The following is a 26665-nucleotide window of genomic DNA, read 5'->3' as shown; positions in this document are numbered from 1 at the left end:
CTCAGGAAGTCTTCTTACCGGTGATCGACACGTTGTAGAACACCTCGCGCGGCAGCACCTTCGAGAGGACGTTCTGGTCGACCCACGAGAGGTTCTGCCAGGTGCGGTAGGCGAACATCGCCCACCCGAAGCCCAGCTTCTCGCGCGGCACGGCGGCCTCGAACGTGCGCACCGGCCAGCCGAACAGGGCCGCGGACAGCTCGTCGGTCACCGCGTGAACACCGACAGCGCCCGCACGACGAGCCGTCGCCTCGAGCTGGTCCGGGTCGAACGTGTGCAGGTCGACGACCGCCTCGAGAGCCGCCGCGCGGGAGGACTCGTCGAGCTCCTCCTGCGGACGGCGCCAGTCGCCCAGCACCGGCACGGCCTTGGTGATGTTGGTGGTCAGCCACCACGTCGCCTGGCCGAGCTTGCGGGCGTAGAAGTTGCCGATGTTCGTCGGGTCGCCCGCGAACACGAACTTCCCACCGGGCTTGAGAACGCGCAGCACCTCGCGCATCGCCGCCTCCACATCCGGGATGTGGTGCAGCACCGCGTGACCGACGACGAGGTCGAAGGTGTTGTCGTCGTACGGGATCCGCTCGGCGTCGGCGACCCGGCCGTCCACGTCCAGCCCGAGGTGCGACGCGTTGCGCAGCGCGACCTCGACCATGCCGGGCGACAGGTCGGTGACCGAGCCCTTCTTGATCACGTCGCCCTGCATGAGGTTCAGCAGGAAGAAACCGGTGCCACAGCCCAGTTCCAGCGCGTGCTCGTACGGGCCGACGTCACCCGCGGCGGCGCGGAACCGGTCCGTCGCGTAGGTGATGCAGCGGTCGTCGTACGAGATCGACCACTTCTCGTCGTACGTGCCCGCTTCCCAGTCGTGGTAGAGCACCTGCGCGAGCTTGGTGTCCTTGTAGGCCGCCTCGACCTCTTCCGCGGTCGCGTGCGGGTTGGGTGCCGGGTCAGTTGCCACTGAACTTCGCCTTTCCAGGACCGTTCTCGATGAACGACTCCACGCCCGCCTTCTTGTCCTCCGTCGCGAACAGCGCCGCGAAGAGGTGGCTTTCGAGCTTCAGACCCGACTCCAGGTCGGTGTCGAGACCACCGTCGACGGCGGCCTTCGTCGCGGCCAGCGCCAGCACGGGCCCGCCGACGAACTGCTTGGCCCACCGCACGGCCGCGGCGTACACGTCGTCGGGTGCGACGACCTCGTCGACCATGCCGATCTGCAGCGCCTCCTGGGCGCCCACGAACCGGCCGCTGTAGAGCAGGTCCTTGGTCTTCGACGGACCGATCAACCGGGCGAGGCGCTGCGTGCCGCCACCGCCGGGGATCAGGCCGAGCAGGATCTCGGGCTGGCCGACCTTCGCGTTGTCACCGGCGATGCGGCGGTCGCAGCCGAGCGCGACCTCGAAGCCGCCACCCAGCGCGTACCCGGTGATCGCGGCGACCGTCGGCTTCGGCACCGAGGCCAGCGCGCCGAGAGCGTCCGACAGGCCCTTGGCCCGCAGCGTCATCTCGGCGTGGGAGATCTGCGCGAACTCCTTGACGTCCGCGCCGGCCGCGAAGACCTTCTCGCCGCCGTAGACGATGACCGCGTAGACGTCCGAACGCTCCGAGGCCTCCTTCGCGGCGGCCTGGAGCTCGGTCTGCACCTGCCGGTTCAGGGCGTTCATCGGCGGCCGCTCCAGGCGGATCGTGCCGATCCCGTCCTCGACCTCAAGCCTCACGAACTCAGCCACTGTGCTCCTTTGCCGCTGCTCCGCAGACGGCGGCGAGTTCGCCGGGAAGTCGGTCGTCCGGCCGCCGATTCGGGCCGAATCGCCTGCGGCGGTTGACCTGAACCGGCGGCCGGACGACCGACGCGAACTCGCGATTCCGTCCGATTGCCGTCACGTTACCTAGCGGTAGCTTCTCAGACCTTGCGGCGGGCGAAGAAGCGGTCCCCGGACTTCTGGAGTTCGAGGTCCTGGCCAAAGGTCTTGGAAAGATTCTCCTCGGTCAGCACGTCGTCGAGCAGGCCCTGGGCCACGATCGAGCCCTCGCGCAGCAGCAACGCGTGCGTGAAGCCGGGCGGGATCTCCTCGACGTGGTGCGTGACCAGCACCATCGCGGGCGCGTCCGGGTCGAGCGCCAGCTCCGAGAGCTTCGCGACCAGGTCCTCGCGGCCACCCAGGTCGAGGCCCGCGGCGGGCTCGTCGAGCAGCAGCATCTCGGGGTCGGTCATCAACGCGCGGGCGATCAGCGTGCGCTTGCGCTCGCCCTCGCTGAGCGTGCCGTAGAGGCGGTCGGCGAGGTGCGCCATGCCGAGGGTGCCGAGCAGTTCGCGGGCGCGGTCGGTGTCCTGCTTGCCGTACTCCTCGCGCCAGCGGCCGAGCACCGCGTAGCCGGCGGAGACGACGAGGTCGACGACCGTCTCGTCGGGCGGGATGCGGCCGCCGAGCGCCGCCGAGCACAGACCGATCCGGGGCTTGAGCTCCTGGACGTCCGTTTTGCCCAGACGTTCACCCAACAGGTGGACCTTGCCCTTGGTCGGGTGCAGGTCGGCGCTGGAGAGCCTTAGCAGCGTGGTCTTGCCGGCACCGTTCGGGCCCAGCACCACCCAGCGCTCGTCCAGCTCCACGCTCCAGTCGATGTTTCCGACCAGCGTGTTCTTCCCGCGGCGGACCGATACGCCCGCCATGTGCACGACCAGATCTGTCACGTCGACGTCCGCCACGGCTCCATTCTTCCGAACGACCATGCACGGGTCCTCCATCGGGGTGTCCCACGCACCGGGTGAGGCCGCTGGGCCGCCTGTGTGAACTCTCAAGTTTTTTGTCGGTGCCGGATGCCAAGATCGGAGGTATGGCTACGCGACCCGAGTCCGAGGTGCTGGCAGGCCGACCGTTCCCACTGGGGGCACACGCCGAAGCAGGCGGTGTCCGGTTCGCGGTGACGTCCCACGTCGCCGACGCGGTCGAGGTCTGCCTGATCGGCGACGACGGGGCGGAGAAACGGGTCGAGCTGACCGAACGGACGTTCGGCGTCTGGCACGGGCTCGTGCCCGGCGTCATGCCTGGTCAGCGGTACGGGTTCCGGGTGCACGGGCCGTACGACGCGGGCCGCGGCCTGCGCTGCAACCCGGCGAAGCTGCTGGTCGACCCGTACGCGCGGCAGATCGAGGGCGGGATCACCGACCTGAACGCCGTGCTCGGGTACGTGGGCGATCCGATGCACGGGCCGCCGTCCGCGGTCGACTCCCTCGGCAGCGTGCCTCTTTCGGTCGTGAGCTCACCGGGCGGCGTGGACACGGGCGTGCGGCCCGAGGTGCCGTTCGAAGAGGCCGTCATCTACGAGATGCACGTCAAGGGCTTCACCAAGAACCACCCGGAGATTCCGGAGAAGCTGCGCGGCACGTACCTCGGGCTGGCGCATCCGGCGGCGATCGAGCACCTCACGCGGCTCGGGGTCACCACCGTCGAACTGCTGCCGGTCCAGGCGTTCCTGGACGAGCCGTCGCTGCTGAGCCGGGGCGCGAGCAACTACTGGGGCTACTCGCCGCTGGGCTACTGCGCGCCGCACGCCGCCTACGCGAGCGAGCCGGGCCGCGAGATCCAGGAGTTCCGCACGATGGTCGCGGCACTGCACGCGGCGAACATCGAGGTGCTGATCGACGTCGTCTACAACCACACCTGCGAGGGTGGTCCGGACGGGCCGACGGTCTCCTTCCGCGGCTACGACGCGCCGGGGTACTACCTGCACGCCGGTGGCGGCAGCACGGTCGACATCACCGGCTGCGGCAACACGCTGGACGCCGGGTCGCCGCAGGTCGTGCGGCTGGTCACCGACTCGCTGCGGTACTGGGCCGACGAGATGGGCGTCGACGGGTTCCGGTTCGACCTCGCCTCGACCATGGGCCGTCCCGGCGGCGGGTTCTTCGACCGCGACAGCGCGTTGCTGACGGCCATCACGACGGACCCGGTGCTGTGCCGGTCCAAGCTGATCGCCGAGCCGTGGGACGCGACCGGCGACGGGTACCGCGTCGGCGACTTCGGGGTGCAGTGGGCCGAGTGGAACGGCCGCTACCGCGACACGGTCAGGGACTTCTGGCGCGGCCACACGTCCGTGCGCGATCTCGCGTACCGGCTCTCGGGGTCTTCAGATCTGTACGCGGACGACCTGCGCCGGCCGTGGCAGTCGATCAACTTCATCACCGCGCACGACGGGTTCACGCTGCGGGATCTGGTGTCGTACAACGACAAGCACAACGAGGAGAACGGCGAGGAGAACCGCGACGGCACCAACGACAACCGTTCGTGGAACCACGGCGCCGAGGGTGAGACGACCGATCCCGAGATCCTGTCGCTGCGGGCCAAGCAGGCGCGGAACCTGCTCGCGACGCTGCTGCTGTCGACCGGCACGCCGATGATGACGGCGGGCGACGAGATGTGGCGCACCCAGGGCGGCAACAACAACCCGTACTGCCTCGACAACCGCGTCTCGTGGGTCGACTGGACGGAGAGCGACGCGGGGAAGGCGTTGCTGGGGTTCACGCAACGGCTGATCGAACTGCGCGCGTCGTCGCCGGCGTTGCGGCAGCCCGAGTTCTTCGAGGGCCGCACGACGCCCAGCGGCAACCCGGACCTGGTGTGGTTCCGGCCGGACGGGCAGGAGATGGCCGAGACGGACTGGTTCGACGAAGGCCGCCGCACGCTCGGCATGTTCATCGACGGCTCGAACTGCCTCTCGCGCACACGGGACGGCGAGCTCGTGTCCGACGACTCGTGGCTGATGCTGATGCACGCCGGTGCGGACGAGATCAGCGTGACGCTGCCGCACGAGCGCTACGGGCCGTCGTACGAGCCGTACCTGGACACGACGACGACGGACGGTTCCCCCGCCAACCCCGGCTCCTTCGCGCCGCGGGACGAGGTGACGGTGGCGGCGCGCTCGCTGCTGCTGCTCCGGCTCCCGCGCTGAACTCCTTGCGGTTACTTGACTCTGTGTCCGAGGTGCTTCCGCCAAATGGACGCTCTAGCCACACTCAGAGTGCTCGTGGCACCATCACGGACGTGGTCGTCTATTGCTGGACTGACCGCACGATCGACCTCGTGCTCGTCGCGTCGTGCGGGTGTAGCTCGACGCGACGCATGCGCTGAAGAAGCGCCCTGCGTCGCGTCTTGATCGCTACCCCGTACCCGACGCGGCCTTCAGGAGCGAGTGCGTGACCTCGACGTATGCCGACCAAGATCAATTCGACCTCCACCCGGTGCTGGACAGTCAGCTGCGTGACGTGATCCACCCGTCCCGGTCGCTGTGGACACCGCGCGAGCTGCGCGACCTGACCTCGTTCGTGGCGAGTGAACTGACGACCGGACTGCTCCAGATCCTCGACTACTCGCCGGAACGCCGCTGGTGGGCGCGGTTGGGCCTGACCGAGGGCGTCGAGCTGTGGCTGCTGTCGTGGCTGCCGGGTCAGGGCACCGAACCGCACGACCACGGCGGCTCGGCCGGCTCGTTCACCGTGCTGACGGGCCAGTTGCAGGAGGACTACCGCTACCCCGCAGGGCCGATCCGGTCCGCGGTGCGGGGCACCGGGGAGGCGCTGGGCTTCGGGTCCGGGCGGGCGCACCAGGTGCTCAACCCGTTCGAGGGGCCGGCCGCGACCGTGCACGCCTACTCGCCGCCGCTCGTGCCGACCCGCGAGTACGCGTCGCTGCTCGACATCCCCGACTCGATCCCGCCGCTGCCCGCGCAGCGCCTGCCACTGGCGCAGCTGCGTCAGCTGGCCGACCTGGAGGGCCCGTGAGCAACCTCGACACCATCCTCGACGAGGCGCGGTCGCACCTCAAACGGCTGGAACCGCACGACGTGCTCGCGCTGGAGGACGTGCTGGTCGTGGACATCCGGCCGGCCCACAACCGGCTGGCCGAGGGCGAGATCGAGAACTCCGTCGTCGTCGAGCGGATCGTGCTGGAGTGGAGGCTCGACCCGGACGGCGACTGGCGGCTGCCGGGCTTCACCGCCGACACGACCGTCGTCGTGGTGTGCAACGAGGGCTACTCGTCGTCGCTGGCGGCACGGGACCTGCAACGGGTCGGGCTGCCCAACGCGACGGACCTCGTCGGCGGGTACCGGGGCTGGCGCGCGGCCGGCCTGCCGATCCGCGAGGGCGGGTCGCCGCCGGTGGTCTGACGAGGGGGAACCGCTGTCCCGCCGGTAACGTCTGGTGATCGTGACAGTTGTGCGCTGGGCCGTGACCGCGTTGGTGGTCGCCGGCACGATCGCCTGGACCCTCTCCGAGTTCTACCTCGGCCTCGCCGGAGCTCTGGTCGGCCTGCTCGTGGAACTGACCGCCGTCCAGGCGGGCCTGGCGCTCGGCGCCGTCCTCTTCGGACTCCGGATCACGCACGTGATCATCGGCCTCGGCGCCGAGGTCAAGTCGTGGACGTGGACGCACCAGCGGGTCGTGCTGCGCGCCGTCCCCGTGCTCGCCACGATCGGGATCACCGGTCTCAAGCCGGGTGTGCGCAGGCGGACCGTCCTGACCGGAGTGTTCGCGATCGTCTTCTGCACGGCGGTCGTGGCGCTGACGTGGCTCGCGATCGGCAGCGCGTTCGGCAAGGGCATGGCCCTCGCCGCCACCGCCTGCCTCCTGCTGCAACTCGTGCCGGTCGAGAAGGCCGGCCACACCAGCCTGGGCTGGTACGTGTTCTCGCTGCCGAAGTTGACCGGACGGCCGCTCGGCGAGCTGGAGGCGCGGCCGGGTGTGGCCGCCGGCATGGACGCCTACCGCCGCGGTGACCTCGACGAGGCCGAGCGGATCTACGCCGGGCTGGTGCGCGACCACCCCGAACTGCTCACCGTCGTCGGGCTCAAGATCGTGACGGCGTGCGCCCGCGAGCGGTACCTCGAAGCGCTGCAGACGGTGATCGGGCTGACCGGCCGCGAGGACCTGAGCACGCGCGACCTGGCGTTCGTCATGGCGACCGCCGCCGGCGTCGCCGTGCTGGCCGTCGAGTCGGGCCAGTTCCCGGCGGAGGTCGGGCTGGAGACCGCGCGCAGCATGTTCGGCAACGCCTACGAGGCCGGCTATCCGAAGCAGCGCGCGAACGGGACGCTGGCGATCATGGCGTTGATCGAGGGCGACACCGGGACCGCCCGGCAGCTCGCGGGCTACTCCGCCGAGTCGAGCGAGAACGCGGTGGGCCGCGCCGACGACCTGATCACCATGGCACGGGCGTGGATGGCCGACGGCGACAACGCGAAGGCCCGCGAACTCGTGGCCGAAGCGCACGAGCTCGCGGGCTGGAGTCCGCGGGTGGCGGCGACCCGCGCCCGGCTGGAGATCAACTAGCCCCTGGGTTCAGCGGAATCAGCCGGGGAAACCGGGCGAATTGTTGCCGTTCCCACCCGAGTTGCCCGCGCCGACGTTGTTGCCGCCGCCACCGTTGCTGTTGCCGTTACCGCCGTTGTTGTTGTTTCCGACGTTGTTGCCGTTGCCTCCGATGTTGCCCGATCCGGTGACGTTGCCGTTGCCGGGAGTCCACGGGTTGTGCGACAGCGCGGTGATGGAGATCGGGCCCACCAGCTGCGTGTCCAGCACATCCCTGCTCTGGGTGGGAGCGGCCTGTGCGGTCGACGCGAACAAGCCCATGCCTGCGATTGCGACTCCGAGGACGATTGCCTTCTTGATCATCTGCGTTGTTTCCGTTCTGCTTGCAGCGGATCGAGCAATTGCAGGTTAACCACAACTTCCGCGCAGAAACGAATCGGTAGCACCATTGTGTGCTTTACCGAAAAACACTTGAACTGCGACAAATGGGTGACCGCGCAGCTCGATGCGGTTATTCCGACCCAAACGGAATACTACGCTCCGCACACACGAGAAGGGCCCGTCACCGAGACCGGTGACGGGCCCTTCTCACCCCGCGATTTTCAGATCAGCTGTTCTCGACCGGCAGTCCGGGGAGGCCGGGCAGTGAGGGCAGGCCGCCGGGAGGCGCCGGCAGGCCGCACTTGCTCAGCAGGTCGGTGACGGTCTTGAGCAACGTGGTCAGCAGGCCGGTGAGCTTGCCGACGTCGGGTAGCGCACCGCCGGCGGCGCCGAGGACCGTGCCGCCGAGGCCCGCGATGGTGGAGATCAGGTTCAGCACGACCGGCAGGCACTGGTCGACCGGGCCGGTGTACTCGGCCGTCTTCACCGGTATCGGCACGCCCGGCACGCTCACCGGGGGTGTCGGCAGACAGCCCGAGCTCTGCAACGCGGTCACGAGGCCGAGAAGGTCACCGATCAACGGTGTCACGGCACCCACGTTGGGCAGAGGCAGAAGACTGCTGACGGTTTTCGTGAGTTTTCCGGCGAGGTCCTGCACGAGACCTGCGCAGGCGGCTGGGAGTTCTGGCGCGGCGGGTGACGCACTGGCAGCCGGGATGGTCGAGGCGGTGAACAGAGCTGCGACGAGCGAGAGTGCGGTAATCGTTTTCTTCACGGCTACCTTCTTCCTCAATGCGCAATTCACTTGGAGCCGCACCGGAAATCTCTCTACGAATTCAGGAGCGGTTCATTCCATGCCAAGGAGCGTAAGCCTGCACACGTGCCCCTACCAGCGGAGATCACGAATTCACCCACTCGAAAAAGGGGTCATTCGTTTGAGGGAAGCCGTAAGTCGGGCACACGCCTGAAGCTCGTCACGAGCAGTGAACAGGCAACAAGGAAGACGAACACATCAGGGCATCCAGCCCGCCGTTTGAAGACGAACTGGATGCCCTGTGGTGATCTAGTAAAGCGATCAACTAGCCAGAACGACCCTGCCAAGTTCCGCAGACGTCGCCAGCAGGCCGTGTCGCGGCAGCACGCGCACGGTGTAGCCGAGCGCACCGGCGTGCGGCAGCGGCACCTCCGCCTCGTAGTTGCCATTGCCCGCGTAGTTCATCGGCGCGGACACGATGTCCTTCAGCTCGTCGGAGTCGTGCGACACCTTGCCCAGCACGACCTGGACGTCCACTTCGGACGGTTCCAGCCCTGCCAGCTCGACGCGTGCCCGCACGATGACCGGCGACCCGAGCACCGGCACCGAGGAACCGCCGAGCACCAGGTCGCTGTCGAGCACCCGCACCCGCGTCCACGACGCGCGCAGCCGGTGCCGGTAGGCGGAGAGCTCCTTGGCGCCCCGGTAGCCCTCACCGACGACGTTCTGCGCGGACGCGGCGGCCGGCGCGTAGTAGGTCTCCACGTACTCGCGCACCATGCGGGAGGCCTGCACGACCGGGCCGAGCGAGGCCAGCGTGTGCCGGACCATCGACATCCAGCGGGTCGGCACGCCGTCCTCGCCGCGGTCGTAGAACAGCGGCGCGACCTGCTGGCCGAGCAGCTCGTACAGGGCGTTGGCCTCCAGGTCGTCCCGGCGGACCGGGTCGTTGACGCCGTCCGCCGTCGGGATGGCCCAGCCGTTGGAGCCGTCGTACAGCTCGTCCCACCAGCCGTCCCGGATGGACAGGTTGAGGCCACCGTTCAACGCCGACTTCATGCCGGACGTGCCGCACGCTTCGAGGGGGCGCATCGGGTTGTTCAGCCACACGTCGCAGCCCCAGTACAGGTACCGGGCCATGGACATGTCGTAGTCCGGCAGGAACACGATCCGGTGCCGCACGCCCGCCTCGTCGGCGTAGCGCACGATCTGCTGGATCAACGCCTTGCCGCCGTCGTCCGCCGGGTGCGACTTGCCCGCCACGACGAGCTGCACGGGCCGTTCGGGGTGCAGCAGCAGCGAACGCAGCCGCTCCGGGTCGCGCAGCATCAGCGTGAGGCGCTTGTACGTCGGCACGCGCCGTGCGAAGCCCACGGTCAGCACGCCGGGGTCGAACACGCCGTCGGTCCAGCCCAGTTCCAGCGCCGACGCGCCGCGCTGCAGCCACGACTCGCGCAGCCGGCGCCGCACCTCGTCGACCAGGCGGCCGCGCAACGTCGACCGCAGCTCCCACAGCCCCGCGTCGGTGACCGGCTCGAACGCGCCGATGCCGAACCCGGAGCTGGTCTGGGTGTCCGCTTCGGACGCTCCGAGCAGCTTGCTCATCTCGGCGGCCGCCCACGTCGGGCCGTGCACGCCGTTGGTGACCGAGCCGATCGGCACCTCGGTGCCGTCGAAGTTCGGCCAGAGGGCGCGGAACATGTCCCGGCTGACCTCACCGTGCAGTTTGGACACACCGTTCGCGCGCTGGGCGAGCCGCAGGCCCATGTGGGCCATGTTGAACATGCCGGGGTTGTCCTCGGCCCCCAGCGCGAGGATGCGCTGGGTGTTCACGCCGGGGACGAGGTTCTCGGCGCCGAAGTAGTGCTGGACGAGGTCGACGGGGAACCTGTCGATGCCGGCGGGCACGGGCGTGTGCGTCGTGAACACCGCACCGGCACGCGCGGCCGTGAGCGCCTGGTCGAAGTCGAGGCCGTCGTTGGTGATGTACTCGCGGATCCGCTCCAGGCCGAGGAACCCGGCGTGACCCTCGTTGGTGTGGAACACCTCGGGCTGGGCGTGGCCGGTGAGCTCGCAGAACGTGCGGACGGCGCGCACACCACCGATGCCCGCGAGGATCTCCTGGCGGATCCGGTGGTTCTGGTCGCCGCCGTAGAGCCGGTCGGTGACGCCGCGCAGGTCCTCGTCGTTCTGCTCCACGTCCGAGTCGAGCAGCAGCAACGGGATGCGCCCGACCTGCGCCTTCCAGATCTTCGCGCGCAGCATCCGGTCGCCCGGCATGGCCACGTGGACCAGCAACGGCAGCCCGGACGGCTCGGTCAGCAGCTCCAGCGGCAGGCCGCGCGGGTCGAGCACCGGGTAGTGCTCGATCTGCCAGCCGTCGAGCGACAGCGACTGCCGGAAGTACCCGGACCGGTAGAGCAGACCCACGGCGATGAGCGGAACGCCCAGGTCGGAAGCTGCCTTGAGGTGGTCGCCGGCGAGGATGCCGAGACCACCCGAGTAGTTCGGCAGCGCCTCGTGCACGCCGAACTCCATCGAGAAGTAGGCGACGCTCGTGGGCAGCGGTGTGTCCGGTGCCCCGTGCTCACGACGCTGGGTGATCTCCTCCTGCCTGCGCTGGTACCAGCGCGGCCCTCCGACATAACGCTCCAGGTCGGAGGCGAGCGCGTGGAGCCTGAGCAGGAACTGCTCATCTCTCGCGAGTGACTCCAGCTTCCCCGCGTCGACGACGGAGAGCAGGCGCAACGGGTCGCCACCCACCTCGGACCAGACACGCGGGTCGATCGAGGCGAAGAGGTCCTGCGTGGGCGGGTGCCACGTCCAGCGCAGGTTGGTGGCGAGCGTGCTCAGCGCGGACAAGGGCTCCGGCAGGCTGGCTCGGACGGTGAACCGGCGAAGTGCTCGCATGACGAGCGAACTTACCTGCCACCCCTGAGTGCCTGACAACGTTCCCGGTCAGACCTGCAACGACTTGCAGAACCGGTCAAGACGCGGACGGGCCTTGAGCAGCCGAGACGTGCATCTCGGGCCGTTTGCCCGCGGCGCCCCACTCGAGCACGTCGCGAAGCCTGGTCGCCAGGCCGGACACGTCGAGGGCACCGAGATCCACCTCGACGGGCCCGGTGATCTTCAAGATCTCGGCGTTGACGAGCCGCACCGGTCAGCCCTTCTCCTCGCCCGTGATCAGCAGCTTGGCGCCCTTCCCGGAGATCTCGAGCGTGTGCTCCTTGGTGTCGGTCTTGTTCGACTCGGCATCAGTGAGCTGCAACGCCGTCGTCACCGAGAACGTGCCGTCGTCGTTGGACGTGACCACCGGGTTGCCCTGGACCGCGACCTTCGAGAACTTGCTCCAGAAGGCCTTCTCGCCCGCCAGGCCGGGTGCCTGGTCCGGGTCCCAGTCGTTGCGGGCGGCCTCGACGTTCGAGGGCAGCTTGGCGTAGTGCTGCTTCACGAAGGTGGTGACCTGGGCCGGGGTGAACTTCGTGGCCGGCGGCTTCGACGACGGCGGCTGGCTCTGGGAGGTCTGCGGCGGCGGCTTCTCGGAGGTGGCCGCGGGCTTGCTGGCCGTCGGCTTCTCGGAGGTGGGCTCCTGGGCCTGCGACGTGGTCTTCTGCGTCGTGGTGGGACCGGCGCCGGTGGTCCTGTCCTTGTCGCCCATGTTCACGATCGCGTAGGCGACGCCGGCGATCAGGAGCACGCCGAGGATCGCGGCGACGACCGCGAGGCCGCGGTTCTTCTTCGGCTCCGGTTCGGGCTCGTAGTCGTCGTAGTCGTCATAGGTCTCGGGCAGTGGCGCGGGCGGACGGGTGCGCGGTGCCTGGGGCGGCATGGTGCGCGGCGGCGGGCCCTGCATGGTGCCCGCGCCCAACACGGCGGTGCCGGACGGCGGGGTCATCGGGCGCGGCGGGATCACTCGGGTGACCGGGACCGGGGCGCCGGACGCGATCGCCTTGAGCTCCTCGGCCGCCTGGGCGGCGGTGGGGCGCTGCGACGGCTCGTTCGCCAGCAGCCTGATCAGCAGGCCGGTGAGCGGGCCCGAGCGCATCGGCGGGCGGGTCTCGCCGCGCGCGACCTTGTAGAGCAGGCCCAGGTCGTTCGTGCTCTTGCCGAACGGCGGCTCGCCCTCGGTCATCGCGTAGATCGTCGCGCCGAGCGAGAACACGTCCGACGGCGGCGCGGGTGCGGCGCCGCGGGCCAGTTCCGGCGCGAGGTAGGCGGGGGTGCCGGCGAGCATGCCGGTCTTGGTCACGGCCACGTCGCCCAACGCGCGCGAGATGCCGAAGTCCGTGATCTTGACGGTGCCGTCGCGTCCAATGAGGACGTTGCCCGGCTTGATGTCGCGGTGCACGATCCCCGCGGCGTGGGCGGCGGCGAGCGCCCCGGCGGCCAGCGAGCCGATGCGCGCGGCCTCCATCGGGGGCATCGGGCCGTTCTCCAAGATCGCGGAGAGGTTGCGGGACGGCAAATACTCCATGACCAGGCACGGTTTGCCGTCCTCGACCACGACGTCGTACACGGCGATCGCGTTCGGGTGCTGCAAGCGCGCGGCGATGCGGCCTTCACGCATGGCGCGCTGCACGGCCTCGTGGAACTCGTTCGACTGGACGTCGTTGAGAAGTAGCTGCTTGACCGCCACGTCACGGTGCAGGAACTCGTCGCGTGCCCTCCACACGACGCCCATCGCACCCGCGCCGAGCTGATCGAGCAGTACGTAGCGATCGCCAAGCTTGTTCACGCGCGCACGGTACCTGTAGCGCCCTCTTAACACGGTGAGTTGTCGAGGAAGAGTCCAATGAAGAGGACGCCAAATGGAGACAACGTGGCCGAGAGACCCTGGACACGATGAGCGCTCAAGGTGTGCGATCGACAGTGGCGGGGTACGGATCTACAAGGGGTAACCCGCTGTCAGACGGCTTGATCGAGCAAGGCAGGATTACTGATTGACGCGAAGCGACACGGCGGAAGGGCGTTGCCGATGAGCGGACGACTCGGTATCGACGACGTATCCCCGGTGGTGTCGGCTGGTAGATATCCAGCCAAAGCCGTTGTGGGGGAACACATTCCGGTCCAGGCCACGGTGTGGCGCGAGGGACACGACAAACTCGCGGCCACAGTCAGCTGGCGAGGACCGAACGACCGAGTCGCTCGGCAGACCCGCATGCACGAGGTCGGAATCGGCCTCGATCGGTGGGGCGCGACCGTGGTTCCGGACCAAGAAGGCGCTTGGACGTTCCGGATCGATGCGTGGAGTGACCCTTGGGGCACCTGGAACCACGCCGTTGAGGTGAAGATCGCGGCGGGGCAGGGCCCCGGTGATCTCGCAAATGATCTCGAAATCGGTGCCCAGCTACTCGATCGGGTGGCAAGGCGACCCGATCGAAGGCAAGAGCGAGCTCTGCTCACTTCCGCGGCGACGGCCCTGCGCGACGAGGACCGGCCGCTGGCCGAACGCGTCGCGCCGGCGTTCGCGGCCGACGTGCAGAAGCTGATGTTCGAGCACCCGGTGCGCGAGCTGATCACCAAGGGCAAGACCCACAAGATCTGGTGCGACCGCAAGAAGGCGGCGTACGGCTCCTGGTACGAGTTCTTCCCGCGCAGCACCGGCGGGATCGACGAGACCGGCCAGGCGGTGCACGGCACCTTCGCCACGGCGACCAAGGAACTGGACCGGGTCGCGGCGATGGGCTTCGACGTCGTCTACTTCCCGCCGATCCACCCCATCGGCAGGGTCAACCGCAAGGGCCCCAACAACACGCTCGTCGCGACGCCGGAAGACACGGGATCACCGTGGGCCATCGGCGCGGACGAGGGCGGGCACGACGCGATCCACCCGCAGCTCGGCACGATCGAGGACTTCGACGCGCTCGTCGCACGGGCGAACGACCTCGGTCTGGAAGTGGCTCTCGACTTCGCGCTGCAGTGCGCGCCTGATCACCCGTGGGTGCTCAAGCACCCGGAGTGGTTCACGACGCAGCCCGACGGCACGATCATGTACGCCGAGAACCCGCCCAAGAAGTACCAGGACATCTACCCGATCAACTTCGACCTCGACCCGCAGGGCCTCTACCACGAGGTGCTGCGCGTGGTCCTCTTCTGGGCCGAGCACGGGGTGCGGATCTTCCGGGTCGACAACCCCCACACCAAGCCGCCGGACTTCTGGCAGTGGCTGATCTGGAAGGTGAAGGAGGTCTACCCGGACACGCTGTTCCTGGCGGAGGCCTTCACCCGCCCGGCCCGCCTCTACGGCCTGGCGAAGCTCGGCTTCACCCAGTCCTACACGTACTTCACGTGGCGGACGGGCAAGCAGGAGCTGATCGAGTTCGGCGAGGACGTCCGCGACCACTGGGACGAGGCACGGCCGAACCTGTTCGTGAACACGCCGGACATCCTGCACGAGTCGCTGCAGCACGGCGGTCCCGGAATGTTCGGGCTCCGCGCGGCCCTCGCGGCCACGCTCTCCCCCACGTGGGGCGTGTACAGCGGCTACGAGCTGTTCGAGTACGAGGCCGTGAAGCCCGGCAGCGAGGAGTACCTCAACTCCGAGAAGTACCAGCTGCGTCCACGGGACTACGCGCGCGCACTGGCCGACGGGCGTTCGCTCGAACCGTGGCTGCGCAAGCTGAACCACATCCGCAAGGCGCATCCCGCACTCCAGCAGATGCGCACGCTGAAGTTCCAGAGCGTCGAGAACGACGCGTTGGTCGCCTTCTCCAAGCGCGACCCGGCGACGGGCGACACGGTCGTGGTCGTCGTGAGCCTCGATCCGCACAACGCGCAGGAGGGGACGTTGTACCTCGACCTGCCCGAGCTCGGATTCGACTGGCACGAACGCGTGATCGCGCACGACGAGGTCACCGGGGAGACCTGGGACTGGGGACAGGCGAACTACATCCGCCTCGAACCATGGCGTGCCACCGCGCACGTCGTCAGCCTTCAGCGGCGTTTCAGCTGATCAACCGCACAACCCCCGACGAGGTGGGAACAATGGCCGACGACTCCCGTCCCGACGCTGTACTCGGGTTGGATGGTGTCCCGCACACCGGAGAAGCCGTCAACGACGACGGTCTGCTGGTCGAGCCTCAGGCAGAGGACTTCCGGTCCGCGAGGCAGGCGAAGCCCAACCCGGACTGGTACAAGGGCGCTGTCTTCTACGAGGTCCTGGTCCGGGCGTTCAGCGACTCCAACGGCGACGGCACGGGCGACCTCAGAGGACTCGCCTCGCGCCTCGACTACCTGGAGTGGCTGGGCGTCGACTGTCTCTGGCTGCCGCCGTTCTACGCGTCCCCGTTGCGCGACGGCGGGTACGACATCAGCGACTTCCGGGCGGTGCTGCCGGAGTTCGGCACCGTCGAGGACTTCGTGTACCTCCTGGAGGAGGCGCACCGGCGCGGGATCCGGGTGATCACCGACCTGGTGCTTAACCACACGTCCGACGCGCATCCGTGGTTCCAGCAGTCGCGGCAGGACCCCACGGGCCCGTACGGCGACTACTACGTCTGGAGCGACGACGACTCGCGTTACAGCGACGCGCGGATCATCTTCGTGGACACGGAGTCGTCGAACTGGACGTACGACCCGGTGCGCGGGCAGTTCTTCTGGCACCGCTTCTTCAGCCACCAGCCGGACCTCAACTTCGAGAACCCGGACGTGCAGGAGGCGATGCTCGACACCCTGCGCTTCTGGCTCGACCTCGGCATCGACGGGTTCCGCCTCGACGCCGTGCCGTACCTCTTCGAAGAGGAAGGCACGAACTGCGAGAACCTGCCGCGCACGCACGAGTTCCTGAAGAAGTGCCGCAAGGTCGTCGACGACGAGTTCCCCGGCCGCGTCCTGCTGGCCGAGGCGAACCAGTGGCCGTCGGACGTCGTGGAGTACTTCGGTGATCAGGCCGTCGGCGGCGACGAGTGCCACATGGCGTTCCACTTCCCGTTGATGCCGCGGATCTTCATGGCGGTGCGGCGGGAGTCGCGGTTCCCGATCTCGGAGATCCTGGCGCAGACGCCGGCCATCCCGGAGAACGCGCAGTGGGGCATCTTCCTGCGCAACCACGACGAGCTCACGCTCGAGATGGTCAGCGACGAAGAGCGCGACTACATGTACTCGGAGTACGCCAAAGACCCGCGGATGAAGGCGAACATCGGCATCCGCCGTCGTCTCGCGCCGTTGCTGGAGAACGACCGCAACCAGCACGAGCTGTTCACCGCGCTGCTGCTGTCGCTGCCCGGCTCGCCCGTTCTGTACTACGGCGACGAGATCGGCATGGGCGACAACATCTGGCTGCAGGACCGCGACGCGGTGCGCACGCCGATGCAGTGGACCCCGGACCGCAACGCGGGCTTCTCGTCGTGCGACCCGGGCCGGATCTACCTGCCGGTGATCATGGACCCGGTCTACGGCTACCAGGGCCTCAACGTCGAGGCGCAGCTCAACAGCTCGACGTCGCTGCTCAACTGGACCCGGCACATGATCGAGGTGCGCAAGCAGCACCACGCGTTCGCCGAGGGCGACTTCACCGAGCTCGGCGGCTCCAACCCAAGCGTGCTCGCCTACAAGCGGCAGTGGAAGCGCCCGGACGGCCGCGAGGACATCGTGCTCTGCGTGAACAACCTGTCACGCTTCCCGCAACCCGTCGAGCTGGACCTCTCCGAGCACCGCGACCACGCGCCGATGGAGCTCACCGGAGGTGTCAAATTCCCCGCGATCGGGGAACTCCCCTACCTGCTGACCCTTCCGGGTCACGGTTTCTACTGGTTCCAGCTGGTAGAGGCGGGCGACGACAGCGAGATGAGGTGAATCCCCGCGTGACCGACCCCCACGAACTAGTCGAGAAGCTGGTCGCCTCACTACCCGATCTGCTCCCGGCCGCCAGGTGGTTCGGCGGCAAGGACAAGCCGATCACGGCCGTCCGTCCACTGAGGACGACGGTGGTGGACGGCGATCTGGTGCACGTGATCTTCGAGGTCGAGCAGCCGGGCCGCACCGAGCAGTACCAGGGCGCTCTGAGCCTGAGCACCGGCGCCTGGGACGTGCTGCTCGACCCCGAGCACAACGGCGTGCTGCTCGACCGGATCGCGACCGGGCACGAGGTGGACGGCATCACCTTCGCGCACGAACCGGGCACCGAACTGCGCTCGGGCCTGCGCGGACGGCCGATCGGCGTCGAGCAGTCCAACACGTCGCTGATCTACGGCCAGCAGTACATCCTGAAGATCTTCCGCAAGCTCGCGAACGGCGAGAACCGCGACCTGACGCTGCACCGCGCGTTGCGTTCGGTCGGCTGCGAGCACATCGCGCAGCCGCTGGGCGCGATCTCGACGTCGTTGAACGGCGAGCAGGTCACCCTCGCGATGCTGCAGGAGTTCCTGCCGGACGCGGTCGAGGGCTGGGACATGGCCAAGACCTCGGTGCGCGACCTGATGGCCGAGGCCGACCTGCACGCGTTCGAGGTCGGTGGCGACTTCGCCGGCGAGGCGCAACGACTCGGCCACGCGGTCGCGAAGGTGCACGCCGACCTGGCGGAGGCACTGGGCACCCGGATCGCCGACGAGGACGCGATCTCGCGGGCCATCGCCGGCATGCAACGACGTCTCGGCGTAGTGCTGGAGGCGGTGCCGGAACTGGGCCGCCACGAGGAACCGCTGCGTGCCGCGTTCGAGGAGGCGCGCGAGCACATCGGCGCGCTCCCGATCCAGCACATCCACGGTGACCTGCACCTCGGCCAGGTGCTGCGGACCGTGCACGGCTGGCTGCTGATCGACTTCGAGGGCGAGCCGGCCGCCAAGGTCGAGGACCGCCTCGCGCTGCGGTCGCCGTTGCGCGACGTGGCGGGGATGCTGAGGTCGTTCGACTACGCGGCACGGCAGCTGCTCGTCGGCCAGCCCGATGACGACCAGCTCGCCTACCGCGCGATGGAGTGGACGAAGCGCAACCGGGCGGCGTTCTGCGACGGCTACGCCGAGGTGGCGGAGGACCCGCGGGACCACGTGCAGCTGCTGCGCGCGTTCGAGCTGGACAAGGCGGTCTACGAGGTCGCATACGAGCACGCCAACAGGCCGGAGTGGTTGACGGTTCCGCTGTCGTCGATCGCCCGGATGACTTCTGGAGGAGAGTAAGCCGTGAAGGCCGACCTGGACCGACTCCTGTCAGGTGCGCACCACGACCCGCACTCGGTGCTGGGTGTGCACTCCGTCGGCGACCAGGTGATCGCGCGGGCACTGCGTCCCGGCGCGACTTCGGTCGCGGTGGCCTGGGGCGACAAGCAGGTCGAGCTGCCCCGCATCGCCGACGCGCTCTTCGAGGGCGAGCTGCCCGAGGTGCCCGGCGACTACCGGCTCCTGGTGAAGTACAACGGCGGTCCGGCGGTCGAGGTCGACGACCCGTACCGGTGGCTGCCGACCGTGGGCGAGCTGGACCTGCACCTGATCGGCGAGGGCCGGCACGAACGGCTCTGGGACGTGCTCGGCGCGCACGTCCGTTCCTACGAGACGGCTTCCGGTGACGTCACCGGCATCTCGTTCGCGGTGTGGGCGCCGAACGCGCGCGGTGTGCGCGTGACCGGTGACTTCGACGGCTGGGACGGGCGCGCGAACCCGTTGCGCTCCATGGGTTCCAGCGGTGTGTGGGAAGTGTTCCTGCCGAACGTCGTGGTGGGCTCGCGGTACAAGTTCCGCATCCTCGGCCAGGACGGCATCTGGCACGAGAAGGCCGACCCGATGGCGTTCGCCACGGAGGTGCCGCCGCAGACGGCCTCGATCGTCACGCGGTCCGAGTACCAGTGGCAGGACGCGGAGTGGGAGGCCCGGCGCGAGGCCACGCAGTGGGCGAACGCGCCGATGTCGACCTACGAGGTGCATCTCGGTTCCTGGAAGCCCGGGCTGAACTACCGGGAACTGGCCGTCGAGCTCGCGGACTACTGCGAGGACATGGGCTTCACGCACATCGAGATGCTGCCGGTGGCCGAGCACCCGTTCGGCGGGTCGTGGGGCTACCAGGTCACCTCGTACTACGCGCCGACCTCGCGGTTCGGATCGCCGGACGACTTCCGGTACTTCGTGGACACGCTGCACCAGCGCGGCATCGGCGTGCTGGTGGACTGGGTGCCCGCGCACTTCCCGAAGGACTCGTGGGCGCTCGCGAAGTTCGACGGCACGCCGTTGTACGAGCACGCCGACCCGCGCCGCGGTGAGCAGCTCGACTGGGGCACGTACGTCTTCGACTTCGGGCGCAACGAGGTCCGCAACTTCCTGGTGGCGAACGCGCTGTACTGGATCGAGGAGTTCCACCTCGACGGTCTGCGCGTGGACGCCGTCGCGTCGATGCTCTACCTCGACTACTCGCGACCGGCGGACCAGTGGCTGCCCAACGAGTTCGGCGGCAGGGAGAACCTCGAGGCGGTGCGGTTCCTGCAGGAGCTGAACGCGACCGTGTACAAGCGGCACCCCGGCGTGGTCATGATCGCCGAGGAGTCGACGGCGTGGCCGGGCGTCACGCGGCCGACGCACCTGGGCGGGCTCGGGTTCGGCTTCAAGTGGAACATGGGCTGGATGCACGACTCGCTGCACTACCTGTCGCGCGAGCCGATCCACCGCTCGTTCCACCACAACGAGATGACGTTCTCGCTGGTGTACGCGTGGAGTGAGAACTTCGTGCTGCCGCTCTCGCACGACGAGGTGGTGCACGGCAAGGGCTCGCTGTGGCAGCGCATGCCAGGTGACGACTGGAACAAGGCCGCCGGCGTGCGGTCGCTGCTGGCGTTCATGTGGGCGCATCCGGGCAAGCAGCTGCTGTTCATGGGTGGTGAGTTCGGGCAGCGGCAGGAGTGGTCGGAGTCGCGGTCCCTGGACTGGCACCTGGTCGAGCAGGAGCCGCTGCACCAGGGCATCCAGGCGCTGACGCGGGACCTGAACTCGGTGTACAAGAGGGCGTCGGCGTTGTTCTCGCACGACGTCACGCCCGAGGGGTTCCAGTGGATCGACGCGAACGACTCGGCGGGCAACGTGCTGTCGTTCCTGCGGGTCGGTGAGGACGGCGCGACGCTCGCCTGCGTGGCGAACTTCTCCGGGTCGCCGCACCACGACTACCGCGTCGGCCTGCCCTCGTCCGGACGTTGGAAGGAGCTCGTGAACACAGACGCCGCGCACTACGGCGGTTCCGGTGTGGGCAACCTCGGTGGCGTCGAGGCGGAGGCCAAGCCGTGGCACGGGCGGCCGTACTCCGCGATCCTGCAGCTACCGCCGTCGGGCGTGCTGTGGCTCGTTCCTGATCCGTCAGTCGAATCCGACTGATCCAAACGGCGTGTGCCGGGCGGGTGAACCTGATCAGCCCGGCGCACGTTGCCCCTTGTATGCGCCTGACTTGGACGACTGGGACGCCCTTGAGACCGGCCGGCAGGCACAATGGGTTCATGCGGCACCGGAGCATCGCGCTGATCGTCGCCACCGCCCTGCTCGCGGTGGGCTGCACCGCCGAGATCCCAGGGCGCCCGCGTGCCGCCAAGGTGGTGAAGAAAGAGGCGTCCAGCGCCACGATCCAGGTCCGCGGCTCGGACAACGGCCCGATCGACAAGCTGGCCGCGACCGCGCTGACGGACATCGACGAGTACTGGAGCGAGTCGTTCCAGGCCACGTTCAACAAGCCGTGGAAGCCGCTGAGCGGCGGTTACTTCTCGGTCGACACGGCCGACTCCACCGCGAAGCCGCCACCGTGCACGCAGAAGGCCGCGGACGTGGAGGGCAACGCGTTCTACTGCCCGGCCGCCGACGCGATCGCCTGGGACCGAGCGTCGCTGCTGCCGGTGCTGCAGGACCGCTTCGGCGAGGCCGCGGTGGTCGTGGTGCTCGCTCACGAGATCGGGCACGCGGTGCAGAACCGCATGGGCATCACGCCGGAGGCCGAGCGCCGCGAGCCGGACAAGTACCCGACGATCCTCACCGAGGCGCAGGCGGACTGCTTCGCCGGCTCGTTCGTCCGCAACGTCACGGACGGCAAGTCGGCTCGCCTGGACATCAACGCGGACGCCCTGGACAAGGCGCTGGGCGCGTTGATCACGTTCCGCGACCCGGTGGGCACCTCCCCGGAGGACGAGCAGGCGCACGGCAGCGCGTTCGACCGCGTGGCGGCGTTCCAGGACGGCTACGAGCAGGGCACGAAGTTCTGCGCGGCCATGTCGGTGCAGAACCGCCAGTTCACGCAGCGCGCGTTCACCAGCGTCAAGGACCGCGCGAACGGCGGCAACCTGCCGTTCTCGGAGATGCTCGAGTCCGTCACGCCCGACCTCGACGGCTTCTTCAAGGGCCTGGCCACGACCGGGGGCAAGACCTGGCCCTCGCCGCGCGCGGAGGCCTCCCAGACCGAGCCGAACTGCTCCGGTGACCAGGGTCCCGTCGCGTACTGCCCGTCGGACAAGACCATCAAGATCGACACCAAGGACGAGCTACCGCTCCTGCACAAGGAGCTCGGCGACTACGCGACGGGCACGCTGATCGCGTCCAGGTACGCGATGGCCGAACTGGCCGTGTTCGGCAAGCCGACCGAGGGTGAGGGCGCCTCCGCGGCGGCTCTGTGCCTGGCCGGGGCGTACACGGGCGCGGTGTTCCAGCGCCAGGACGGGTTCGGGCTGTCGCCGGGCGACTTCGACGAGGCCGTGACGGTGCTGCTGCAGTTCGACTACGCGGCCCGTGACGCCAAGGGCGGCAACCCGGTGGATCCCGGGTTCGAGCGCGTGGCCCGGTTCCGCGAGGGCGTGTTCGAGGGCGCGAAGAAGTGCGGCATCTGACGGTCTTCTGAACGAGCGGAAGCCCGCACCGGCTCAGGGCCAGGTGCGGGCTTCAGCGTCTTTCGACCGGTGCCTGGTCGGACACGACCGAGATCCGCGCGCCCGGGATCTTCAGGGTGCCGCCGATCAGGTCCGTGTTGCGCACCGTGACCTCGGTGAAGGTCGCGAACGGGACGTTCAGCGGCGGCGGGTGTGCGGCCGTGTAGTCCACCGGGATCTTGATCCCGAGCAGGTCCAGGTTGCCCTTGAGCTGCACCGTGTACAGCTCGATGCGCCCCGGTGACACCGTGGACGTGCTTCCGGGCCGTGCCGCCGTGACCAGCTTGACGCCCGGAGAGATCTCGCCGGACTGCACCAGGTCCTTGATCTTCATGTCGTTGGCCGTGAACTTCAGGACCTTGACGAGTTGCCCGCTGACCAGCGCGTCGACGACCCCGACGAAGTTGAGGCCGCCGAGGTCCAGCCGGGACGCCGTCAGGGTCCACTCACGCCCTCCGACCGCCACCGGTGCAGGGGCCGGTGGCGGTGGGGCCGGCGTCGAGGGCGACGGCTCCGCGCTGGGCGGCTGGACCGGCACGGACGACGACGCCGGCGGTGGGGTGGAACTGGTGCTCGACGCGGGTGGCTCCGGCGTGGTGCTGGTCGGAGCCGGTGAGCTGCTGCCGGGGGTGGACGACGGCGGCGGCTCGGTGCTCGACGGCGGTTGCAGCGCCAGCACCGCGACCATCGCGACGGCGGCCAGCGGCTGTGTTCGCATCATGTGGGTTGAACCCTTTGGGTCGTCTCCGGCTCAAGCTCTGGTTCCGCGGTGGCGCTCTCGCGCCTCGCCTTCTTCGACCCCTTCGCCTCCTTCGGCTTCTTGGGTTCGTCCGTCCACGCGACGGCGAGCGCACCGCCGAGCAGACTCAGGAGGGTTCCGGCCAGGAAGCCGCCGAGGTTGGTCACGACGAGCGCGACCAGCGACAACAGCACCGTGACCAGGCCGGCCGCGAGCCGGAACTTGGGCTGCAGCCACAACGAGGCCGCGCAGATCGCCAGCAACGCGCCGATCAGCAGCGCGGAGACGCCGCCGATCGTCTTGATCGAGATGACCATGTCGCCGAGCTTCACGCCGACGAACGGCGGGAACAGGATGATGAGTGCGCCCGCGGCCACGAACAGGCCGGCCCAGAAGGGCCGACCACGTCGCCACGCGGTGAAGCCGCGCCAGATCCTCAGAAGCACTCTTGCTTCCCCTGGCGAATGGTCAGGCTCATGCCCTTGAACCTGATGGTCTGGGCCGTGGTGGCCCAGGCGGTCTGCTGCAGCGAGGTGATGTTCGCCGTGTCAGCCTGCAGTCCGAACGACCCGGGCAGACCCCTGAGGTTGTCCGGTCCCTTCGTCACCTTGCTCGCGTCGACGCCGATCTCGGGGTTGCCGAGGACCAGGTCACCGTTGAGGTCGGTGAGGTTGACGACCAGGTTGTCGGCGGACATGCCGCCCACGCTGTCCGCCGTGATGCGCATCGTCACGTCACCGACGATCGGCATGCCCGGGACGAACACCGACTGGCAGAACTTGTCGAGCCTCGCCGTCTTGAAACCGCTGACAGCGACGACGTGCACCTTGCCGGCGCCCGCGTCCACACCGCCGAACTGGACGAATCCCTGGCCCGTCAAGTTGTCGGCGGAGACCTTGAAATTGGTGCCGGACACCGCGAACGAGGCGGCCAGCGCTCCCTGGGACATGCCGAAGAGGAGGGCACCGGCGCCGACGACCCCGATACCGAGCACCCCTACGAACCGTGCCCAGCGCGTTCTACCCATACCGCCGAACTCCTTCCACGCTGAAGGCTTACGTCGCAGGGACTGTGCGCTCCGGAACATCGGTGAGACAACGAAAACGAGTCCGCGCAGTCTTGAAATCACCCCAGGGGGTGAGAGGGTTTCACGTTTGGCCGCAGGTAGGTGCCGAACGACCCGCGAAGCCGCTTAGTAGGGTCTGACCTCATGGGATTCGGACGAATCGCCGTTGCGCTGGCCGTGACCGCTGCCTTGACCGCGTGCTCTTCCGTGGTCGAGGGCGAACCGAAGGGCGAGCGCCCCGACCCGTCCAGGGTCGCGGGCCTGGAGATCTCCAACGGCCCGTCCGGCCCCAAGCAGGGCGTGCCGGACGCGGACCTGAGCGTGGAGAACGGCGACGGCGGCGAGATGGACCGCCTGGCGATCAACACCCTCGCCGACGTGCAGGAGTTCTGGAAGGCCGAGATCCCCAACTCGTTCCCCGGCAAGACCTTCGAGCCGGTGAAGCGCGTCATCTCCTACGACTCCAACGGCAAGGGCGTCGAGGTCTGCAAGCTCAACACGACCGGCATCGCGAACGCGTTCTACTGCGCGCTGGACGACAGCATCACCTGGGACCGCGGCGAACTCCTGCCGATGCTCAAGGACTCGTTCGGCCCGATGGCCGTCGTGACGGTCCTCGCCCACGAGATGGGCCACGCCGTCCAGTACAAGCTCGGCCCGGCCTCCAACATCGGCGCGAACACCCCGTCGATCGTCAAGGAACAGCAGGCCGACTGCTACACGGGCGTCTTCATGCGCTGGATCGCCGAGAACAAGTCGAAGCACTTCGAACTCTCCACCGGCGAGGGCCTCAACCAGGTCCTGCAGACGATGTTCTTCATCCGCGACAGCGCCGGCACGTCGTTCGAGAAGCAGGGCGCCCACGGAAGCGCGTTCGACCGCGTCTCGTCCTTCCAGTTCGGCTTCACCCGAGGCGCGGCCCGCTGCGCCGAGATCAACGAGGCCGAGATCGCCAAGCGCATCACCGAACGCCCCTTCGACCTCTCCGACACCGACCAGGGCCAGGGCCGCGGCAACGCCAAGATCGACGAGGACAAGTACCTCAGGGCCCTCGAAGAATCCCTCCGCGACGCCTACAAGACGAGCGGCGCGGCCTTCCCGGCCTGGGACAAGGCGGGCATCAAACCCTGCGCGGACGCCCAGACCACCTCACCGGTCTCCTACTGCCCCGCGGTCAACCAGCTCCAGCTGGACCTCCCGTCCCTGCTGAAGATCGGCACACCCCCGAAGAAGGGCTCGAAGGGCGGCATCGGCGACTTCGCGGCGTTCGCCGTCATCGCCTCCCGCTTCTCCCTCTCCATCCAGCACGCCACAGGCTTCAAACTGGACGACGACGCCGCAGGTCAACGCACCGCCTGCCTGACAGGAGCCTGGGCAGGCCTCACGAACCGCCCAGACGCGGCAGCGGGCCTCCGCCTGTCCCCAGGAGACCTAGATGAAGCCGTGGCGGAACTCCTGGCAGACGACAGCCTCATCGCGGCAGACGTCAACGGCAAAGCAGTCCCCTCGGGCTTCGCCCGCGTAGAAGCGTTCGGCGACGGCTTCTTCCGGGGCCTCTCGTTCTGCGTCAAAAAGTATTCAGTTTGATTCTTCCATCGACCACCGTCGATACTTGCCGAGTGCTAACCGAGGAAGCAACGACCTACGCCTCATGGTTCTCGACGCTGTCCGACCCGACCCGAGTCCGCCTGCTCCACCACGTGGCCTCGGCAACAGCCCCGGTAACCGTCGGCGAACTGACCACTCTGCTGGGCGTGAGCCAGTCCACCTGCTCACACCACGTCCGCAAACTGGCAGAGGTCGGCTTCCTCCGAATCCAGCGCGAAGGCACAACCACCCTCGTCACCGTCAACCCGGCCTGCTGCACAGGCCTCCCCCAAGCAGCGGACGCGGTGATGGGCACCCTCCCCACAGGCACAGTCCGCCCAGTACCAGGCGTGACCATCCGCCCGATGACCACAGCGGACTGGCAGGACGTCCGCCGCATCTACGGCGAAGGCATAGCCTCAGGCAACGCGACCTTCGAAACGGAAGTCCCGTCCCGCAGAACCCTGGAATCCAAGTGGCTACCGGACCACCGCTGGATAGCCGAGGTGGACGGCACAACAGCGGGTTGGGCAGCAGCCACCCCGATCTCAGCCCGCGAGTGCTACGCGGGCGTGGTGGAAACCTCGATCTACGTGGCCGACGCCTCCCAGGGCAAGGGCGTGGGCAAAACCCTGCTGCACCACCAGGTCAAGTCAGCAGACCAGGACGACCTGTGGACCCTGCAAGCAGTGATCTTCCCGGAGAACAGAGCAAGCATCGCCCTGCACCACAAAGCAGGCTTCCGCACGGTGGGCGTACGAGAACGAATCGCACAACACCACGGCGAATGGCGAGACACAGTCCTGTTGGAACGCAGACGCCCGTAGCAACACACGCACGCCCAATCGCCCGCGAAGCCGAAGGCGAGCCGTCTTTACCAAGCGGGCTGGGCGGTGGGGTCCCGTCACGAGTCGCGCCATAGCACTTGCTGCATGCAAGAAGGGTTGTCAAACGGACACGCTTTTCGTCCGTTTGACAACCCTTCTTGCATGTGGCCCGCTCTTGGCTCGGCTCGTGAC

Annotated in this window: 22 protein-coding genes; 11 read left to right on the top strand and 11 right to left on the bottom strand. The window is 68.4% G+C overall.

The genetic code is table 11. The annotated features are described in order from the left end of the window. Nucleotide 1 precedes the first annotated feature (1 nt). From ACH413_RS46320 to ACH413_RS46310, 3 genes are all read right to left on the bottom strand, one after another. On the bottom strand, nt 2-958 hold the full coding sequence (locus tag ACH413_RS46320; RefSeq protein WP_360048726.1) for a class I SAM-dependent methyltransferase: 957 nt from the start codon (nt 956-958) through the stop codon (nt 2-4). Next, nucleotides 948-1727 carry an enoyl-CoA hydratase-related protein gene (locus tag ACH413_RS46315; RefSeq protein WP_360048724.1) on the bottom strand — a complete coding sequence of 260 codons (780 nt, stop codon included), beginning with the start codon at nt 1725-1727 and terminating at the stop codon, nt 948-950. Before ACH413_RS46315 ends, ACH413_RS46320 begins: the two co-directional genes overlap by 11 nt. 173 nt (nt 1728-1900) lie before the next feature. Then, nucleotides 1901-2728, bottom strand: coding sequence for an ABC transporter ATP-binding protein (locus tag ACH413_RS46310; protein ID WP_360048723.1), 828 nt, complete (start codon nt 2726-2728; stop codon nt 1901-1903). Nucleotides 2729-2832: 104 nt separating this feature from the next. Here ACH413_RS46310 and glgX point away from each other — a divergent pair, with 104 nt between their 5' ends. The 4 genes from glgX (at nt 2833) to ACH413_RS46290 (ending at nt 7324) form a co-directional block, all read left to right on the top strand. Continuing rightward, the gene (gene glgX, locus ACH413_RS46305) at nt 2833-4947 is read left to right on the top strand and encodes a glycogen debranching protein GlgX (protein WP_360048722.1); all 2115 of its coding nucleotides are present in this window, start codon (nt 2833-2835) and stop codon (nt 4945-4947) included. Between the two features lie 244 nt (nt 4948-5191). Further along, nucleotides 5192-5776, top strand: a complete 585-nt coding sequence (locus ACH413_RS46300) for a cysteine dioxygenase family protein (protein WP_360048720.1) — start codon at nt 5192-5194, stop codon at nt 5774-5776. Further along, the gene (locus tag ACH413_RS46295; RefSeq protein ID WP_360048719.1) at nt 5773-6162 is read left to right on the top strand and encodes a rhodanese-like domain-containing protein; all 390 of its coding nucleotides are present in this window, start codon (nt 5773-5775) and stop codon (nt 6160-6162) included. Before ACH413_RS46300 ends, ACH413_RS46295 begins: the two co-directional genes overlap by 4 nt. Before the next feature lie 34 nt (nt 6163-6196). After that, entirely contained in the window at nt 6197-7324 is a 1128-nt protein-coding gene (locus ACH413_RS46290; RefSeq protein WP_360048717.1) for a hypothetical protein, read from the top strand. 18 nt (nt 7325-7342) lie between these two features. On the opposite strand, the gene ACH413_RS46285 is transcribed toward ACH413_RS46290, so the two are convergent. The 5 genes from ACH413_RS46285 to ACH413_RS46265 all read right to left on the bottom strand — a co-directional run bounded on the left by ACH413_RS46285 (nt 7343) and on the right by ACH413_RS46265 (nt 13176). After that, nucleotides 7343-7624 carry a hypothetical protein gene (locus ACH413_RS46285; protein WP_360048715.1) on the bottom strand — a complete coding sequence of 94 codons (282 nt, stop codon included), beginning with the start codon at nt 7622-7624 and terminating at the stop codon, nt 7343-7345. Between the two features lie 286 nt (nt 7625-7910). After that, complete coding sequence (locus tag ACH413_RS46280) at nt 7911-8459, bottom strand: hypothetical protein (protein ID WP_360048713.1); 549 nt, start codon at nt 8457-8459, stop codon at nt 7911-7913. Nucleotides 8460-8759: 300 nt separating this feature from the next. Continuing rightward, nucleotides 8760-11348 carry an alpha-glucan family phosphorylase gene (glgP, locus tag ACH413_RS46275; protein WP_360048711.1) on the bottom strand — a complete coding sequence of 863 codons (2589 nt, stop codon included), beginning with the start codon at nt 11346-11348 and terminating at the stop codon, nt 8760-8762. A gap of 76 nt (nt 11349-11424) precedes the next feature. Continuing rightward, entirely contained in the window at nt 11425-11598 is a 174-nt protein-coding gene (locus ACH413_RS46270; RefSeq protein WP_360048709.1) for a hypothetical protein, read from the bottom strand. A 3-nt stretch (nt 11599-11601) separates the two neighbouring features. Next, nucleotides 11602-13176, bottom strand: coding sequence for a protein kinase (locus tag ACH413_RS46265; protein ID WP_360048707.1), 1575 nt, complete (start codon nt 13174-13176; stop codon nt 11602-11604). A 240-nt stretch (nt 13177-13416) separates the two neighbouring features. Between ACH413_RS46265 and ACH413_RS46260 the strand changes: the two genes are divergently transcribed. The 5 genes from ACH413_RS46260 (at nt 13417) to ACH413_RS46240 (ending at nt 22215) form a co-directional block, all read left to right on the top strand. Further along, nucleotides 13417-15393: an alpha-1,4-glucan--maltose-1-phosphate maltosyltransferase gene (locus ACH413_RS46260; RefSeq protein ID WP_360048706.1), complete on the top strand. Its 1977-nt coding sequence runs from the start codon at nt 13417-13419 to the stop codon at nt 15391-15393. A gap of 32 nt (nt 15394-15425) precedes the next feature. Continuing rightward, on the top strand, nt 15426-17234 hold the full coding sequence (gene treS, locus ACH413_RS46255; protein ID WP_360048704.1) for a maltose alpha-D-glucosyltransferase: 1809 nt from the start codon (nt 15426-15428) through the stop codon (nt 17232-17234). Nucleotides 17235-17242: 8 nt separating this feature from the next. Next, the gene (locus ACH413_RS46250; protein ID WP_360048702.1) at nt 17243-18553 is read left to right on the top strand and encodes an aminoglycoside phosphotransferase; all 1311 of its coding nucleotides are present in this window, start codon (nt 17243-17245) and stop codon (nt 18551-18553) included. 3 nt (nt 18554-18556) lie between these two features. Then, nucleotides 18557-20725, top strand: a complete 2169-nt coding sequence (glgB, locus tag ACH413_RS46245) for a 1,4-alpha-glucan branching protein GlgB (protein WP_360048701.1) — start codon at nt 18557-18559, stop codon at nt 20723-20725. A 119-nt stretch (nt 20726-20844) separates the two neighbouring features. Continuing rightward, the gene (locus tag ACH413_RS46240; RefSeq protein ID WP_360048699.1) at nt 20845-22215 is read left to right on the top strand and encodes a neutral zinc metallopeptidase; all 1371 of its coding nucleotides are present in this window, start codon (nt 20845-20847) and stop codon (nt 22213-22215) included. A gap of 52 nt (nt 22216-22267) precedes the next feature. On the opposite strand, the gene ACH413_RS46235 is transcribed toward ACH413_RS46240, so the two are convergent. From ACH413_RS46235 to ACH413_RS46225, 3 genes are read right to left on the bottom strand one after another with little or no spacing between them, the layout of a single operon-like run. Further along, entirely contained in the window at nt 22268-22975 is a 708-nt protein-coding gene (locus ACH413_RS46235; protein WP_360048697.1) for a hypothetical protein, read from the bottom strand. Beyond that, nucleotides 22972-23439, bottom strand: a complete 468-nt coding sequence (locus ACH413_RS46230; protein ID WP_360048696.1) for a DUF6114 domain-containing protein — start codon at nt 23437-23439, stop codon at nt 22972-22974. Before ACH413_RS46230 ends, ACH413_RS46235 begins: the two co-directional genes overlap by 4 nt. Beyond that, on the bottom strand, nt 23430-24020 hold the full coding sequence (locus ACH413_RS46225) for a DUF6230 family protein (RefSeq protein ID WP_330272932.1): 591 nt from the start codon (nt 24018-24020) through the stop codon (nt 23430-23432). The genes ACH413_RS46230 and ACH413_RS46225 overlap by 10 nt, the downstream gene beginning before the upstream one ends. Before the next feature lie 183 nt (nt 24021-24203). Between ACH413_RS46225 and ACH413_RS46220 the strand changes: the two genes are divergently transcribed. Together ACH413_RS46220 and ACH413_RS46215 are read left to right on the top strand one after the other, a co-directional pair. Then, nucleotides 24204-25646, top strand: coding sequence for a neutral zinc metallopeptidase (locus ACH413_RS46220; protein WP_360048694.1), 1443 nt, complete (start codon nt 24204-24206; stop codon nt 25644-25646). A gap of 32 nt (nt 25647-25678) precedes the next feature. Beyond that, entirely contained in the window at nt 25679-26473 is a 795-nt protein-coding gene (locus ACH413_RS46215) for a metalloregulator ArsR/SmtB family transcription factor (RefSeq protein ID WP_360048693.1), read from the top strand. The last annotated feature ends 192 nt before the right edge of the window (nt 26474-26665 follow it).

It is taken from the genome of Lentzea sp. NPDC020367 (genome assembly GCF_044387305.1).
GTDB lineage: Bacteria > Actinomycetota > Actinomycetes > Mycobacteriales > Pseudonocardiaceae > Lentzea.
This window is presented reverse-complemented; position numbering and strand designations above follow the sequence as displayed.